Genomic DNA, 15,377 nt, shown 5'->3' with positions numbered 1-15,377 from the left:
AGCTAGCGTTGGGTATTGAGGGCGGGGGTGCGGATCTGGTACGTCGCATGGCAGCTGACGCATTTTTGCAGCGTGGCCGACAACTGGGTGAGGCTGTAGCTCACATCTCCCAGGGTTTCGGCATCGAGGGCCATCTGGTCGAAATCGCGGTGAACCGAATTGCCGAGCTGGCGGAATTCCATCGGCAGCTTGGCGCGCAGGCTGGGCGGCACCGCGTGCCCCATATGCTGGCCGACCGCGCGTGAAGCCTTGGCCGCGGCAGGCATGTCCTGCCTGGCCAGCGCAGCAGTCATTTTCTGCACGGCATCGAGGAACTGGCGCATTTCATCCAGGATGATGGCGCGTTCTTCAGGGGTCAGCGGCAGCACCACGCGTGCGTCATGGCCGGGTGCGTACGCGTGTGCATCTGGGCCCGCGGCAAGCGCGGCGTGGCTTCCGAGTAGAAACAGCAGGGGGATCAATTGCGTTTTCATGGGGCGGGCTCCTGGGAAGCGTGTGGACGTACGGCCTGCAGAAAGACCGGGAAGGTGCGGGCGGCTTCGGCTGCGAGGGTGCGCTTGCCGCGCAGAATCGAGCTTTGCATGACCAGCCCCTGGATCATGCCGATATAGAGGGTTGCCGCGGCATGGGTGTCGAGGTCGGCCCGTACCCGTGCTTGCGCTTGCGCCGCCTGCAGCAGGCCGGCGATTTTCGCCTCATAGCCCAGCATGATTTCGGTCACCATCTGGCGCAGCGCACTGCTGCGGCCATGCAGATGCTCGGACATCAGCACGCGCGGAATCGCCGGATGGCCCTCGATAAAGGCGATGTGGGCGAAAAACATGCGTTCCAGGGCGTCGAGCGGATCGTGCCCCTGCTCGGCGGCACGGCCGAGCACAGCCATCAGCCGGTCGCGCACCCATTGCATCACCGCCAGCCAGATTGCATCCTTGCTGGGGAAGTGGCGGAACACGGCGCCTTGCGTCAACCCCATCGCCTGCGCCATGTCCTGCGTGGTGATGTCGTCGACCCCCTGTTTGGCGGCGAGATCCAGCGTGACGCGGATGATTTCCTCGCGCCGCGCGTCTGCGCCCAGGCGCTTGCGGATGGTTTCCTCGGACATGACCCCAACCAAGATAGTGACTGATTACTATCTTAGTCGCGCGATCGCCCCAGGTCAAGCACGGCGTCTTCGGCTCGGATCAGACGGCGGGATTGACCAGGCAGGCCAGTATCCCATCGGCCAATCCGCGCATTTCATCCGCACCCGTCACATAGGGCGGCATGACATAGACGGTGTTGCCGATCGGCCGAATGAACAGGCCCTGCGCCAGCGCCGCCCGATGAAAACGGTTGGCAAACCCCGGTGTGGCGTCGGCCACGTCAAACGCCCAGATCATCCCGAGATGGCGGAAATGCCGCACCCGGGAGTGAGCAGCCACTTCCGCCAGAATGCCGGTATATTCGGCCGATTTCAGCCAATTGGCGGCAATCACATCGTCCTGCTCGAAAATGTCGAGCACCGCCAGCGCGGCCCGGCAGGCGAGCGGATTGCCGGTGTAGGAGTGCGAGTGCAGGAAGCCGCGCGCGGTGGCATCGCCATAAAACGCGGCATAGACGGCGTCGGTCGTCTGCACCGCCGACAGCGGCAGATAGCCGCCGGTGATGCCCTTGGACAGACAGATGAAATCGGGGCGGACGGCGGCCTGCTCACAGGCAAACATCGTCCCGGTTCGACCGAAACCCACGGCGATCTCATCGGCGATCAGGTGCACCTGATATTGGGTACACAGCTCACGTGCCCGCTGGAGATAGATTGGGTGGTACATGGCCATCCCGGCCGCCCCCTGCACCAGCGGCTCGACAATGAAGGCTGCAGTGGTCGCGGCGTGTTCGGCCAGATGCGCTTCCAGCGCATCGGCGCAGCGGTGCGCACAGGCCTCGGCCGATTCACCAGGCTCGGCCAGCCGCGCGTCCGGCGTGGGCACCTGCACCGTATGCCGCAGCAGCGGCGCGTAGGTGTCCTTGAAAAGCGCAATGTCGGTCACCGACAGCGCGCCGACAGTCTCACCGTGGTAGCCATTTTTAAGGCTGATGAAGCCGTTTTTCTCCGCCTGGCCTGCGTTTCGCCAGTAGTGAGCGCTCATCTTCAGCGCGATTTCAGTGGCCGAGGCGCCGTCCGAACCGTAAAACGCGTGGCCGAGCCCGGTCAGCCGGCCCAGTCGCTCGGACAGTGACACCACCGGCTCGTGGGTGGCACCGGCCAGCATCACGTGCTCGATTTTGCCGAGCTGGTCGGTGATCGCGGCATTGATGCGCGGATTGCAATGACCAAACAGGTTGACCCACCAGCTGGAAATCGCGTCCAGGTAGCGCCGACCGTCCGGATCGATCAGCCAGGGTCCCTCGCCACGGGCGATCGCCAGCGGGGGCGCGGCTTCCAGCTGTTTCATCTGGGTGCAGGGGTGCCAGACGGCGGCACGGGTACGACTTAAAAGATCGCTCATGGACTTGAAATTGTGACCTTGCGCCCCTACTATTAGCACTCGATAGCGGCGAGTGCTAACAACGCGCCCGCCGCTTCTCTAATTTTCGGGCAGCCAAAGCTGCCGGTTATCAACTTATCAACGTTACCGCAATGGAGACTTTGCAATGAAAATCCGTCCTCTGCACGACCGAGTGATTGTCAAGCGCATGGAAGAAGAGCGCAAGACCGCTTCCGGAATCGTCATCCCCGACACCGCCACCGAGAAGCCCGACCAGGGTGAAGTCATCGCCGTCGGCGCCGGCAAGAAAGACGACCAGGGCAAGCTGATCCCGCTCGACGTTAAAGTCGGCGACCGCGTGCTGTTTGGCAAATACGCCGGCCAGGCCGTCAAGGTCGAAGGCGACGAGCTGCTGGTGATGCGCGAAGAAGACATCATGGGCGTGGTCGAGAAGTGACGCAGATGTCCGCGCTTCGGCGCGGAAACAGCTGCGTCATCCCGGCGAAGGCCGGGAACCAGCCCAATTAAACTGGATTCCGGCGCGTGTGCCCTTCAGGGTATTGCCGGAATGACGAATTCAAGAGATTTAAGGAGTTAAAACATGGCTGCAAAAGACGTACGTTTTGGTGATTCCGCCCGTCACCGCATGGTGGCAGGTGTCAACGTTCTGGCTGACGCCGTTAAAGTGACCCTGGGCCCGAAAGGCCGCAACGTGGTGCTCGACCGTTCCTACGGCGCCCCCACCGTGACCAAGGACGGCGTATCAGTCGCCAAGGAAATCGAGCTGAAGGACAAGCTGGAGAACATGGGCGCGCAGATGGTCAAGGAAGTCGCTTCCAAAACCTCCGACGTCGCCGGCGACGGCACCACCACGGCGACCGTGCTGGCACAGTCCATCGTCAACGAAGGCATGAAGTACGTGGCCGCCGGGATGAACCCGATGGACCTCAAGCGCGGCATCGACAAGGCTGTGATCGCGATCACCGCCGAGCTGAAGAAAATCTCGGTGCCCTGCACCAGCAGCAAGGAAATCGCCCAGGTCGGCTCCATTTCCGCCAACTCCGATTCCTCGATCGGCGACATCATCGCTGCCGCGATGGACAAGGTCGGCAAGGAAGGCGTGATCACGGTTGAAGACAGCTCGGGTCTGGATAACGAGCTCGACGTTGTCGAAGGCATGCAGTTCGACCGCGGCTACCTGTCGCCCTACTTCATCAACAACCCCGACAAGCAGATGGCGATCATGGACGATCCCTTCATCCTGCTGTTCGACAAGAAGATCTCCAACATCCGTGATCTGCTGCCCGTACTGGAGCAAGTCGCCAAGGCCGGCAAGCCGCTGATGATCGTCGCCGAAGACGTCGACGGCGAAGCGCTTGCCACGCTGGTGGTCAACAACATCCGCGGCATTCTCAAGACCTGCGCCGTCAAGGCCCCGGGCTTCGGCGACCGTCGCAAGGCAATGCTGGAAGACATGGCCATCCTCACCGGCGGCACCGTGATTGCCGAAGAAGTCGGTCTGAGCCTGGAGAAAGCCCAGCTGACCGACCTCGGCCGCGCCAAGCGCATCGAGATCGGCAAGGAAAACACCACCATCATCGACGGCGCCGGCGATGCCAACGCGATCAAGGGTCGCATCACCCAGATCAACAAGCAGATCGACGAAGTGACCAGCGACTACGACAAGGAAAAGCTGCAGGAGCGCAAGGCCAAGCTGGCCGGCGGCGTCGCCATCATCAAGGTGGGCGCGGCGACCGAAGTCGAGATGAAAGAGAAGAAGGCCCGTGTCGAAGACGCGCTGCACGCCACCCGTGCCGCCGTTGAAGAAGGCGTCGTTCCCGGCGGCGGCGTCGCGCTGCTGCGCGCCAAGGCCGCTGCGGCCAAGGTGAAGGGCGACAACCACGACCAGGACGCCGGCGTGAAGATCGTGCTGCGCGCGATCGAAGAGCCGCTGCGTCAGATCGTCAAGAACTGCGGCGAAGAGCCCTCGGTCGTCGTCAACAAGGTGCTGGAAGGCAAGGGCAACTTTGGCTACAACGCCGGTACCGGCGAATTCGGCGACATGATGGCGATGGGCGTGCTGGATCCGACGAAAGTCACCCGCATCGCGCTGCAGAACGCTGCGTCGATCGCCAGCCTGATGCTGACCACCGACTGCATGGTGACCGACCTGCCGGAAGACAAGTCATCGGCCCCGATGGGCGGCGGCGACATGGGTGGTATGGGCGGCATGGGCGGCATGGGCATGATGTAATAAAGTCCGTACGCGCGCCGATCGGCCTGCCACCGGGCAGGCCGCCGGCACCGCAATCAAGACAGCCCCGCCTCGTGCGGGGCTTTTTCATTCAATTCGGCTATCATTTTTGCAATTTGGGGAGCCCGCCATGCAACGTGCCGCACGCGAATACGCCCGCAGTCTCCGCCAGCACCGCCGCTGGCTGGAACGCATGCGCGCGCGCGGCCTGCCGGTCGACGCACTTGCGCCCAACCGTTTTCGCAAGCAACTGCGCACCGGTGGCTGCGGCCACGCGCGCTGCTGGCTGTGCCACGGCGACAAGCTGGCCAAACGGCCGTCGCCGCGCCAGCGGCGCGCACTCGCCGCCGGCCGCGACGGGCTGGCGCAGCTCGAGGGCGGATCGCCGGCATGAACGCGCTGCAGATCGTCGATCTCGGCGAACACTTCGACGCCGCGTTGCTGGAGCAGACCTACCGCGACGTCTATCTGCCCGCCTTCCCGTTGCCCGACGAACAGGAACACCCCGACATCTGGACCCCGCGACTGGTCGATCCGAACGCGCACCCGCGCCTCGCCTTCCTGGTGGCGGGCCACGCGCTCGACGATCCGCAGGCGCGCGAGCCACTGGCGCTGCTGGTCGCGGAATATTACGCGGCGAGCCGCTGCGTGCTGGTGAGCTACCTCGCCGTGGTGCCCGGCGCGCGCGGGCAGGGCCTGGCACATCGACTGTTCGATGCGCTGACGGCGCGGCTGCACGCTGGCCGCTTTGGCGAACCGGGGCAGATCGCCGCCGTGCTCGCAGAAATCCATGACCCGCAGCGCATCCACGCAGACGACGACGTAATCGACCCGGCTGCCCGCGTCGAAGTGATGGCGCGGCTCGGGGCGCGCCGGCTGCCGGTCGACTATGTGCAGCCGGCGCTGGAACCCGGCAAAGAGGCCAGCCACGACCTGTGGCTGGTGACGTTTCCGGCACGCGCGGGCGGGCGCGCCCATTTCGGACCCGAGGGGCTGCAAACTTTTCTGATCGAGTTTTACCAGACGCTGGGCTGCGCTGACCCTGAGCACGACCCGGCGTTTGCGGCCACCTTCGCCAGCGTGCGGCGGCTCACGGAACGCGTGGGCGCGGGGCTGCCGTTTCACGAACCGCTCGAGCGCCGGGTGCGTTCGTGTCTGCGCGTGCAGCAGGCCGCGGTGGCGTTCCAGTATCTGGCGGCCGATCCGCTCGCCGCCGCGGTGACGAACTGCCCGCCGGAAGCCGTGCTGTGCCGGCATTTTCATTCCTGCGAGAAGGACCTGCTTTCGCATGCGTTCCGCCGGCCACCGCCGATGCGCACCTACTGCGTACCCAACGCACACGCCGTCGACGAGGATCCCTACACCCTGCACTGCGAGATCGTGTTCCCGGAAAGCCTGCGTTTTGAAAGCGAAGGCGAGGTCTTCACGCTGCGTCGCCAGGGTCCGGCATGCGCCGAAGCCAGCGTGTCGTTCAGTCGCGGCGACTTTCTGCAATCCGGGCGCGGCATCCTCAATCTGGTGGTCCACTTCGATCTCAAGGGCGACACCACGCTCGGCGAATACGAACTGCTCTCGCTGACCAAGCTGTGGTGCCCGCCCGACGACAGCGAGCAGCTGCTGCTCGGCGCCGCCCGCTTCGAATGCGGCGGCATCGCCTATTCGCTGGATGAACTGGCGCGCACCCATCTGTTTGCCTCAGCGCCGGTGCCACGACCGAGGCCGCTCGGCGGCTGCCTGCAGATCGTCTTCAGCGAAACCGCCGGACGCGACGCCACCCAGCTTGTGGCCAGCGAGACGCGATGGGGCGACGTCAGCGCGCGCGAACTGTTCGACGCGCTGCAAGCGCCAGACGCAACGTGGCCGGAGCAGCAGGTGCCGGCGCTGCGTGCGGTGGCCTGCCTGCTGCAGAACATCCTCGACATCGAGAACGTCGACCGCAACGAACTGACGGACATGCTGGACGGCATCGACGCCGGCGACAGCGCGGTCACCGCCATTCATCGCGGCATGCTGTTCTCGATTTCGCTGAACGACCGCCTGTTCGAGGACAAGGGCGCGACCATCGGCATCAGTCCCTATCTGCTGTTGCCGCAGGCCGCCCTGCTGCACAACGAGAGCGTGCTGCTGGATGCGCATGCGCTGCTGCGCCAGACCGGTCGCGTCAACGACCTGATCAATGAGGCGACGAAAAACCCCGACGACGCGGCCGCCCAGGCCAGGGCCGATGCATTGCGCGGCGCGCTGGTCGAGGCCGTGCGCAGCGAATCGCTGGCCGGCCTGCCCGGCAGTCCGGACTGGCTGATCCGCAGTGTGATCGGTTGGCTGTGGCGGCGCTACGAAAAGGCGCGCGCCGCGTCCACCGAGCCGTCGCGGCTGGTATCCGCCTTTGTCGCGGAAATCGACCAGGCGCTGCGCGAAGGCACCGCGAACCATGCCCGCGAAAAACTCGGCCAGTGGCTCGACCGCGACATGCTCGGCAACGTGTTCCAGTATGTGTCGGAGCGCTGGATATTCGACGAGGGCGGCAAGGACCGCGGCCTCGACAGCCTGCGCGAGGTGCTGCGCAGCAACCTCGACAACCTCGACGCCCGCATCGCCGACGCCAAGAATCGTCACGGCGAATGGTTCAACAGCAACATCGCCGTCATCGGTCTGGTGTTCACGCTGTTCCAGCTCATTCCGCTCGAGCGCAGCGTGGGCCTGTTCGAAACGCAGATCGGCGCCACCTCCGGCGTGCCGGGACTGATCGTGTGGATCGGCACCGGTACCGCCCTGATGCTGACGCTGCTGTGGCGGCGCATGCTGGCGCTGGTGTATATGCGCGCGCTCGGCCACGTCGCGCGCACCAGTGCGGCGACCTGGCTGAACGCCAGCACGGTGGCCCGCACATGAGCGCTGCGCTGCCGCTCGCCAACAGCCTGCACCGCGCCACGCTCGACGCGCTGCGGCGGCAGGCACCGTTTGCGGCGATGCACGAAAACGAGGTGTTGTGGCTGGTGCAGCGGCTGTCGGTGGCGTATTTTTCGCGCGACGCGACGCTGCTGGCGCCGGCCGACACGGCGCCCGATTCGCTTTTTATCATCAAGCAGGGCACCGTCAGCGGCGACACGGCGGACGGGCAGACCGTGCTGCAGTTGGCCACTGGCGAGATGTTTCCGCTGGGCGCGCTGCTCGCCGGGCGCGGCGCCGCCAACCGCTACGTCGCGGCGACCGACACCTTCTGCTATCTGCTGCCCGCTGCCGATTTCCACACGCTGCTGGAAACGAGCACCGAGTTCAACGATTTCTGCACCCGCCGCATCGCCAGCCTGCTGGAGGAATCGCAGCGCGCGGTGCAGGCCGAATACGCGCTGGCGCTGGACGATGACGGCCGCTTTGCGCGCCCGCTGGCCAGCCTGGTGCGACGCGCCCCGCTGGCGACGCTGGCCACCACGCCGCTGGCCGAGGCGCTGGGGGCGATGGAAGCCGCCCGCATCGGCTCGGTGGTGGTCACTGACGAGGCCGGCCAGCCCATCGGCATCCTTACGCTGAAGGATATCCTGGGGCGCGTGACGCTGGCTGGCGTGCCGCTCGCCACCCCGATCAGCGCGGTGATGACGCCGCAGCCGGCAACGCTCGGAGCCGATGCGCCGGTGGCCGATGCGCTGGTGCTGATGGCACGCGAAGGCATTCATCACATCCCGCTGGTGCGCGACGGCCGGCTGGTCGGCGTGATTTCCGAAAAGGACGTGTTCGCGCTACGCCGCCTGTCGGTGGAGGGCATCACCGCCGCGATTGCCCGCACCGACGACCCCGCCCGCCTGCCCGCGCTGGCGACCGACATCGGCGACCTGGCGCACAGCCTGCTGGCGCAGGGCATGGACGCGGAAAATCTCACCGCGATCATTTCCAGCCTCAACGACCGCCTCACCGAACGGCTGATCGCGCTCGAAAGCGAACACGATGACGCACTCGTCGGGCTGAACTGGTGTTGGCTGGCGCTGGGTTCGGAAGGCCGCATGGAGCAGACGCTGGCCACCGACCAGGATAACGCGCTGATCTTCGCCGCCGCCGACGATGGGCAGCGCGAGGCGCTGCTGGCCTTTGCGCTGCGGGTCAACCGGCGGCTCGACGCCTGCGGCTTTCCGCTGTGCCGCGGCGACATCATGGCGAGCAATCCGAAGTGGTGCCTGTCACTGGTCGACTGGCAGCAGCAGTTCACCCAGTGGATCGATCACGGCAGTCCCGACGCGCTGCTGCACGCCAGCATTTTTTTCGATTTTCGTCCGCTGACCGGCGATGCTGCACTGGCGCTCGAGCTGCGTGCCTGGCTTAACCGGGCGGCACAAAGGAACCCGCGCTTCCTCCACCAGATGGCCGGTAACGCGCTGCGCAATCGCCCGCCGCTGGGCCTGGTGCGCGATTTCGTGCTGTCGGAGGACGATGCCCATCCGCATACGATCGACCTCAAGCTCAACGGCGCCATGCCTTTCGTCGATGCGGCACGCATTTTCGCGCTGGCCGCCGGCAGCCCGCAGACCAACACCGCCAAGCGGCTGCGCGAAGCCGCGCGCGCGCTGAACATTCCCGATACCGAACTGGCCGACTGGAATCGCGCATTCCATTTTCTGCAGTTGCTGCGCCTGCGTCACCAGCACGGGCAGCAGCGCGCCGGCCAGACGCCTGACAACCATCTCAATCCCGACACGCTGAATCCACTCGACCGCCGCATCCTGAAGGAGGCGCTGCGTCAGGCGCGCAAGGTGCAGGCGCGTCTGGCGATGGACTATCACTTGTGATCTGGCCGTTTGCCAAACCCCTGCCGCCGCTGGATGCGGAGAGCAGCGCGCGGCGCGACGCGCTGATCCGGGATAAAACCGATCTCAAACAGCCGCTCGCAACTCTGCGCTGGTGTGTGGTCGACACCGAAACCGGCGGGCTCGATGCAGAGCGCGACCCGCTGCTGTCGATCGGCGCGGTGGCGATCGAACACGGCCGCATTGCGCTGGAGACCAGCCTGGAAGTCGGCCTGACGCAGGCCCATTCGACCGCGGAATCCAACATCCTGATCCACGGCATCAGCGACAGCGAGCAGCGCGCCGGTGATCCGCCGCACCGCGCGCTGCTCGACTGGCTGGAATTCGCCGGCGCCGCACCGCGGGTGGCCTTCCACGCGGCCTTCGACCAGGCGGTGCTGCAGCGCGCCGAACGCGAACACCTCGGCGTATCCACCGCGGCGCCATGGTTCGATGCCGCCGTCGTCGCGCCGCTGCTGTTTCCCGACGCCGCGCCACACTGCCGCCAGCTCGACGACTGGCTGGCGCATTTCGGCATTGCGGTCTTCGCGCGCCACGGCGCGCTGGCCGACGCCTATGCCACCGCCGAACTCTGGCTGGTGCTGTTGGACACTGCGCAACGCAACCACATCACCACTGCGCATCAGCTGCGCGGACTGCTGCGCGCCCGCCGCTGGCTATCAGCAAATTAGCGTTAACTAATCTGTTTGTAGGCCTCGTCACATTTCCATAAACTCCGCGCACGCGCGATACATATTAATAAAGGCGCGTTCCCCACTCACGCTCACGGAGGAATTGCCATGCAGTTGTCGGAGAAACATCAGGAGTACTGGCAGAGGAACCTGCGGTTAACCGCGATCCTGCTCGCCATCTGGTTCGTGGTGACATTCGTCGTCATCTTCTTTGCTCCCCAGCTCAATGAGATCGTCATATTAGGTTTCCCCTTCGCCTTCTACATGGGCGCACAGGGTTCCCTGATCATCTATGTCCTGATCATCTGGTTCTACGCTCGCCGCATGAACCAGCTGGACAATGAATATGGCGTGCAAGAGGGAGAAGAACAATGACCACCCAAACCCAAAGCCAGTTCTTCCAGCAACTCAAGAAGTACTACACCTTCTACACCGGCGGCTTCATCGCCTTCGTCATCGTGCTCGCGATCCTGGAGCAGATGGGCCTTCCTCCCAAGTGGATCGGCTTCATCTTCCTGGGCGCCACCATCGCCCTGTATGCCGGCATCGGCATCATGTCGAAAACCGCCGATGTCTCGGAATACTACGTCGCCGGCCGCCGTGTTCCTGCCATATTCAACGGCATGGCAACCGGCGCCGACTGGATGTCGGCGGCGTCCTTCATCGGCATGGCGGGTACCCTGTACCTCGCCGGCTATGACGGCCTCGCCTTCGTGTTGGGCTGGACCGGCGGCTATGTGCTGGTGGCGCTGTTCCTTGCGCCCTACCTGCGCAAGTTCGGCCAGTTCACCATCCCCGACTTCCTGGGCGCACGCTATAACGGCAACCTGCCCCGCACCATCGGTGTGCTCGCCGCCATCATCTGCTCCTTCACCTATGTGGTGGCGCAGATCTACGGCGTCGGCATCATCACCGCCCGCCTCACCGGCATCGAGTTCCAGTACGGGGTGTTCCTCGGTCTGGCCGGCATCCTGGTGTGCTCCTTCCTCGGCGGCATGCGCGCGGTGACCTGGACCCAGGTCGCGCAGTACATCATCCTGATCATCGCCTACATGATCCCGGTGGTGTGGCTGTCGATGAACCATACCGGCAACCCGGTGCCGCAAGTCGCCTACGGCCAGGTGCTGCAGCAGGTGACGCAGCTGGAAAACGAATTCAACAATCCCGAGACCACCCGGGGCGCAGCCGAAGCGTCGGCGCGTGCGGCCTACAAGGCGCAGCAGGATTCGTTCGACGCCAAAATCGCGGCGCTGGACGAAGCCGTGGCGGCAGGCACCGGCGATGCCTTCATCGCAGCGCAGCGTGCCGAAGCCGGCAATCCTGCGGATTTCCCGACCACCGCCGACGCGCTCAAAGAGCAGTGGAAGAAATCGGCTGACGCCGCCAAGGGCAAGACCGGTCCGGTTTCGGCGCACGCCACCGCTTTCGCCGGCAAGGGGGCCGAAGCGACACTGCTGAGGACCAACCCCAACGCCACCGAAGCCGAAATCGCCGCAGCCCGGGCCGAAGACGAGGAGGCCTCCAACATCAAGCGCCGCAACTTCATCGCACTGGTGCTGTGCCTGATGGTCGGTACCGCTTCGCTGCCGCACATCCTGATGAGGTACTACACCACGCCGTCGGTGCGTGAAGCGCGCAAGTCGGTGTTCTGGTCGCTGTTCTTCATCTTCCTGCTGTACTTCACCGCGCCTGCGCTGGCGGTGCTGGTCAAGTTCGAGGTGTACAACAATCTGGTCGGCTCGTCGTTCGCATCACTGCCAGCCTGGGTCGCAAACTGGTCGGCGGTGGATGCGACGCTGATGAAGATCGTCGACATCAACCTAGACGGCATCGTGCAGCTCGCCGAAATCACCATCGGCGGCGACCTCATCGTGCTGGCCACCCCGGAGATCGCAGGCCTGCCCTACGTGATCTCGGGCATGGTGGCGGCGGGCGGTCTGGCAGCCGCGCTGTCGACGGCTGACGGCCTGTTGCTGACCATCGCCAACGCGCTGTCGCACGACGTCTATTACAAGATGATCGATCCGAAGGCGTCCACGGTGCGCCGTCTGACCATCTCCAAGGGCCTGCTGGTGTTGGTGGCGCTGTTCGCTGCGTACACCGCCTCGCTGAAACCGGGTGACATCCTGTTCCTGGTCGGCGCGGCGTTCTCGCTGGCGGCGTCAGCGTTCTTCCCGGCGCTGGTGCTTGGCGTGTTCTGGAAGCGCGCCAACTACCTTGGCGCGGTCATCGGCATGCTCGCCGGCCTGGGCGTGTGCATGTACTACATGTACATCACCTACCCGTTCTTCGGTGGCGTGCCTGCGAACCAGTGGTTCAACATCGCCCCGATCGCCGCCGGCATCTTCGGCATGCCGGTCGGCTTCCTCGGCATCATCATCGGCTCGCTGATCACCAAGGCCCCGGCCAAGGATATCCAGGAACTGGTCGACCACGTTCGCTATCCGAACCTGGCGGGCGACATCGATACCCGCGCGACCTGATCGTCGCACCCCGCGCGCCTTCGGGCGCGCAACAAAAAAGCCAGCCCCGCGGGGCTGGCTTTTTTGTTGCCTGCGTAAGCGAATCAACCCAGCCGGTGGGCGTAGTCGCTGCGCTCTGCGTCGCGGATCAGCTGCTGCGCGGTCTGCGGATCGTGCGCCAGCGTATGCTCGATCGCCGCCGTCACCTGGTCCGGCTCGCTGCAATGATGCCAAGCCATGCCCAGCGCATACCAGGTCAGGCCGTTCATCGGTTGCAGCCGCCCGGCCTCGGTCAGCGCCGCTGCAGCGTCACGGTGCCGCCCATGGCGCGCATGCAGCATGCCCAGTCCATACCAGGCGCGGTCGTTGTTCGGGTTCAGTTCGGTCGCCCGCCGGAACGCCGCGATCGCGGCATCGTCCATGCCGCCCTTGTCGCGCGCGTAGGCGAGATTGAACCAGGTGGGCGCGTCGTCCGGCTCGAGCTCAACCGCGCGCGCAAGCCAGGCCTCTGCCGCGCCCCAGCGTTCCTGTTGCGCCTCCAGCCAACCCAGCGTACGCAGGGTTTCCACATGCTTGGGGTCGGCGAGGTGGCTGTCACGGTAGGCGGCCAGCGCCTGCTCGCGCTTGCCCAGCGCGGTGAGAAGCATGCCTCGCAGGCCATGCCGTACGCGGTCGTAATTCATCGGGGCGTTCATCCAGAGTGGCGTCGGCATCCATTGTCACGGCCCGACGGCAGCCTGACAAGCTGCGTTAGAATCAGCGCTTCGCCCCCGGAACGCTCGCCATGCCGCTCGACATCCTGCTGGTCAGAATTCTGCTCGCCCTTGTCCAGATCGCCACCCTCGCTCTACTTGGGCAAGGGGTGCTGGCACTGCTGGCAGGAAAATATCGCGAGCAGAACATTTTTTATCGTGTGTTGCGCATCGTCACCAGCCCTGCCGTCCGCACCGTACGCTTCATCACCCCGCGTCTGATTCTCGATGCCCACATCCCGGCACTCACCTTCTTCCTGCTGCTCTGGCTGTGGATCGTGCTGGCGCTCACCAAACGCCACCTGTGCGGCCTGCACGCTCTGGCGTGCTAAGCCCGGCCCGCGCGGTTTCATCCGCATCGAGTAAGCCATTGATTCCAGTAATGTCCCGTTACTCGAATTTCGTCGTATCGATATCTGTACATCAGCCAAAGCGCTGTATCGAGAACCGGACACTGCGTCTGCCGAAGTGCGGCGAATGTTAAAAGCGCGCGACATGCGCTGGGGGTCGGCGCGGTCGCCGGTGAGCCGATACGCGCGCTTAGCTTGCGGTGCCGCCTCGACGCGCCATCGGAAAACTGTGGGCCCTCAACCGGGCGTGCGCTCGGGACCCGTGACGGGCTCGGTCGCGGGACCGATACCAGGTCCAGGCGCTACGTTGACGGCAGGCGCCACGAACACAAATCGCCATTCACTGTAGCGGGTGGCCTTGGCAAAGGATTCATTCTCGATGGAAAAACCGGCGAGTTTGAAGGGCCGCTGCGTCGACGGACTGTGGACGCCGACGATGCCCGGGCCCTCGACCGCCGGGATCAGCACGAAGGCCTCGCCGCTGACCGGGTCGGGATAGGCGCGGCGCAGATGGCGCACCGGGTCGGGACGCCGGTTGTCGGCCAGCAGGTCGTCGATCCGCAGCGGCAGGCGCGGCTGTGCGGCGTCGAGCAGATAATAGCTGCGGATCGCCTGACGGTACTGGTCGCCGACGAACAGCAACTCGGCCTCGCGGGCACGCTGGGCGTCGGTGCGCCACAGCGTGCCGGTGGCCGCGAGCCCCATGCCGATCAGCGCGATCAGCAGCAGCACATACAGGTAGGTGAACCCGGACTGTGCGGTCTTACCAGCTTGCATAGGGCGTACCGTCGCGCGCAGCGCCCGGTGCGCCGCTCTTGATGTCGTAGACGGTGCCGGGCTCGTCACCCGGCGGGGTCAGGGTTTGCCAGGTGTCCGCACGCTCGGTGAGCGGATCGACCGGCAGGCTGCGCAGGTAGCGCGCGTTGACCAGTTCGTCGAGGCTGTCGGGATAGCGGCCGCGGTCGCCGTGGAATTTGTCGATGGCATCGCGCATGACGGCGAGGTCCTGCCTGAGGATGGTCTCGCGCGAGCTTTCCAGATGATTGAAATAGCGCGGCATCGCCAGCGTCAGCAGCAGCGCGATGATGGCCATCACGACCAGCAGCTCGACCAGGGTGAAACCGATTGTTTGCGGCTTGGTCATGGATTCACCATTCGCGATAGGGGACGCCGTTGAGCCCGGTCCGCGGCGAAAGCGAGTAGACATCGAAGACGTCGCGCCCCGGACTGGGCGCGTCGGGCGGACTGGCGTAGCTGCGCACGCCCCAGGTGTCGGCCGGCGGCGCGGCGGCGTCTGGATAAAACGGATCGCGCGGCAGGCGACGGATGAAATACAGCTTGCTGGCGTCCGGCCGGGTCTTGTCGGCCACGCCCTGCCACAGTGCATCGAGATGGGGCGGGTAGCCGCTGGCGTCGGCCGCAGCCTCGATGCGGCCTTCCTTTACTCCTTGCTTATAGGCGTCGAGCGCGGTGCGGATCTGCCGCAGCGCGTCGCGCAGTTCAGTCTCCTTGTGACGCTGCTGCACCAGCTGCGCGAACGGTACCGCCACGCTGGCGAGCAGCGCGAGGATGGCCAGCGTGACCACCAGCTCGATCAGGCTGAATCCGGCGTTGCGGTGCTGCATGC

At 65.1% G+C, this 15,377-nt stretch carries 16 protein-coding genes; 9 read left to right on the top strand and 7 right to left on the bottom strand.

Going from position 1 to position 15,377, the window contains the following annotated elements; genetic code table 11:
- Positions 1-2: 2 nt before the first annotated feature.
- From Q8R61_RS08120 to bioA, 3 genes are all read right to left on the bottom strand, one after another.
- Entirely contained in the window at positions 3-473 is a 471-nt protein-coding gene (locus Q8R61_RS08120; RefSeq protein WP_305536060.1) for a hypothetical protein, read from the bottom strand.
- Positions 470-1,102, bottom strand: a complete 633-nt coding sequence (locus tag Q8R61_RS08115) for a TetR/AcrR family transcriptional regulator (RefSeq protein ID WP_305536058.1) — start codon at positions 1,100-1,102, stop codon at positions 470-472. The genes Q8R61_RS08120 and Q8R61_RS08115 overlap by 4 nt, the downstream gene beginning before the upstream one ends.
- 79 nt (positions 1,103-1,181) lie before the next feature.
- Complete coding sequence (gene bioA, locus Q8R61_RS08110; RefSeq protein ID WP_305536056.1) at positions 1,182-2,486, bottom strand: adenosylmethionine--8-amino-7-oxononanoate transaminase; 1,305 nt, start codon at positions 2,484-2,486, stop codon at positions 1,182-1,184.
- Between the two features lie 145 nt (positions 2,487-2,631).
- On the opposite strand from bioA, the gene groES reads away from it, so the two are divergent.
- The 8 genes from groES to Q8R61_RS08070 all read left to right on the top strand — a co-directional run bounded on the left by groES (position 2,632) and on the right by Q8R61_RS08070 (position 12,669).
- Positions 2,632-2,922, top strand: a complete 291-nt coding sequence (gene groES / locus Q8R61_RS08105) for a co-chaperone GroES (protein WP_305536054.1) — start codon at positions 2,632-2,634, stop codon at positions 2,920-2,922.
- Between the two features lie 144 nt (positions 2,923-3,066).
- Positions 3,067-4,719 carry a chaperonin GroEL gene (gene groL, locus Q8R61_RS08100; protein WP_305536052.1) on the top strand — a complete coding sequence of 551 codons (1,653 nt, stop codon included), beginning with the start codon at positions 3,067-3,069 and terminating at the stop codon, positions 4,717-4,719.
- Positions 4,720-4,849: 130 nt separating this feature from the next.
- Entirely contained in the window at positions 4,850-5,113 is a 264-nt protein-coding gene (locus tag Q8R61_RS08095) for a hypothetical protein (RefSeq protein WP_305536050.1), read from the top strand.
- On the top strand, positions 5,110-7,611 hold the full coding sequence (locus Q8R61_RS08090) for a hypothetical protein (RefSeq protein WP_305536048.1): 2,502 nt from the start codon (positions 5,110-5,112) through the stop codon (positions 7,609-7,611). The genes Q8R61_RS08095 and Q8R61_RS08090 overlap by 4 nt, the downstream gene beginning before the upstream one ends.
- Complete coding sequence (locus Q8R61_RS08085; RefSeq protein WP_305536046.1) at positions 7,608-9,497, top strand: DUF294 nucleotidyltransferase-like domain-containing protein; 1,890 nt, start codon at positions 7,608-7,610, stop codon at positions 9,495-9,497. The genes Q8R61_RS08090 and Q8R61_RS08085 overlap by 4 nt, the downstream gene beginning before the upstream one ends.
- The gene (locus Q8R61_RS08080; protein WP_305536044.1) at positions 9,494-10,186 is read left to right on the top strand and encodes a PolC-type DNA polymerase III; all 693 of its coding nucleotides are present in this window, start codon (positions 9,494-9,496) and stop codon (positions 10,184-10,186) included. The genes Q8R61_RS08085 and Q8R61_RS08080 overlap by 4 nt, the downstream gene beginning before the upstream one ends.
- Positions 10,187-10,294: 108 nt before the next feature.
- Positions 10,295-10,561: a DUF4212 domain-containing protein gene (locus tag Q8R61_RS08075; RefSeq protein WP_305536042.1), complete on the top strand. Its 267-nt coding sequence runs from the start codon at positions 10,295-10,297 to the stop codon at positions 10,559-10,561.
- Positions 10,558-12,669 (top strand): sodium:solute symporter family protein, encoded by a 2,112-nt coding sequence (locus Q8R61_RS08070; protein ID WP_305536040.1) that lies wholly within the window; start codon positions 10,558-10,560, stop codon positions 12,667-12,669. Before Q8R61_RS08075 ends, Q8R61_RS08070 begins: the two co-directional genes overlap by 4 nt.
- A gap of 83 nt (positions 12,670-12,752) precedes the next feature.
- Here Q8R61_RS08070 and Q8R61_RS08065 read toward each other — a convergent pair whose 3' ends face one another.
- The gene (locus tag Q8R61_RS08065) at positions 12,753-13,361 is read right to left on the bottom strand and encodes a tetratricopeptide repeat protein (RefSeq protein ID WP_305536038.1); all 609 of its coding nucleotides are present in this window, start codon (positions 13,359-13,361) and stop codon (positions 12,753-12,755) included.
- A gap of 71 nt (positions 13,362-13,432) precedes the next feature.
- On the opposite strand from Q8R61_RS08065, the gene Q8R61_RS08060 reads away from it, so the two are divergent.
- On the top strand, positions 13,433-13,732 hold the full coding sequence (locus tag Q8R61_RS08060) for a hypothetical protein (RefSeq protein WP_305536037.1): 300 nt from the start codon (positions 13,433-13,435) through the stop codon (positions 13,730-13,732).
- 255 nt (positions 13,733-13,987) lie between these two features.
- Here Q8R61_RS08060 and Q8R61_RS08055 read toward each other — a convergent pair whose 3' ends face one another.
- The 3 genes from Q8R61_RS08055 to Q8R61_RS08045 are packed head-to-tail and all read right to left on the bottom strand — an operon-like array spanning position 13,988 to position 15,375.
- Complete coding sequence (locus tag Q8R61_RS08055) at positions 13,988-14,527, bottom strand: type II secretion system protein (RefSeq protein WP_305536035.1); 540 nt, start codon at positions 14,525-14,527, stop codon at positions 13,988-13,990.
- Positions 14,514-14,894, bottom strand: a complete 381-nt coding sequence (locus tag Q8R61_RS08050) for a type II secretion system protein (RefSeq protein WP_305536033.1) — start codon at positions 14,892-14,894, stop codon at positions 14,514-14,516. Before Q8R61_RS08050 ends, Q8R61_RS08055 begins: the two co-directional genes overlap by 14 nt.
- 4 nt (positions 14,895-14,898) lie before the next feature.
- Positions 14,899-15,375, bottom strand: coding sequence for a type II secretion system protein (locus Q8R61_RS08045; RefSeq protein ID WP_305536031.1), 477 nt, complete (start codon positions 15,373-15,375; stop codon positions 14,899-14,901).
- Between the last annotated feature and the right edge of the window lie 2 nt (positions 15,376-15,377).

Origin of the sequence: Thiobacillus sp. (genome assembly GCF_030696885.1) — a bacterium.
In the GTDB taxonomy this organism is placed as follows: domain Bacteria; phylum Pseudomonadota; class Gammaproteobacteria; order Burkholderiales; family Thiobacillaceae; genus Thiobacillus.
The sequence above is the reverse complement of the archived record's forward strand: the minus strand, read 5'-3'. Positions and strand labels throughout refer to the sequence as shown.